At 54.9% G+C, this 488-nt stretch carries 1 protein-coding gene; it reads right to left on the bottom strand.

Annotation, left to right across the window (positions count from 1 at the left end; genetic code table 11):
* The coding region (locus tag AC1RO3_RS08550) for a hypothetical protein (protein ID WP_481764010.1) at positions 1 to 355 on the bottom strand (355 nt) is incomplete at its 3' end.
* Between the last annotated feature and the right edge of the window lie 133 nt (positions 356 to 488).

The raw sequence follows: 488 nt of genomic DNA, 5'->3' as shown, positions 1-488 counted from the left end.
CGACGATGCCGCGCATGACCGAATTACAGTCAGCGTCCGCATACCATCCGTTATTGCGGATTACCGAATCCGCATCAAATGACGAGTGTATCTCATCCGCAAAATCGCAACGGCCGGGAAGTGCAGCGATATCGAACGTCGTGTGACATTCAAACTTGCGGCCGTATTCCTCGTTGTACCCGGCACTCAGGCCGCCGCCCGTCGAATCGAGGCGCTGCGTGCGCGCCGCTTTCCAGCTATCCAGCGTCAACCCGTAACCCTTCTTTGCGACCTTTTCGTTATGCGCCTGCACGTAGCCGCGCAGATAGGCCAGACGACGAGCCGCGCCGATTTTCAGGTTAAGGTAGGTTGCCATATTTGCCTCTAGTGGTTAATCCCGCTCAGTGCGGTATGTGTGAATCTTACGGGGTTTGGTTTGAGCCGTCAACAATAACCCCTGTAGGCCAAGGGTTATTAGTTCCGGTATCAATCCCGGTAGTCTGTGAAAC

Source organism: Dellaglioa sp. CoH-57-MRSF-19 (assembly GCF_056781975.1).
The sequence above is the reverse complement of the archived record's forward strand: the minus strand, read 5'-3'. Positions and strand labels throughout refer to the sequence as shown.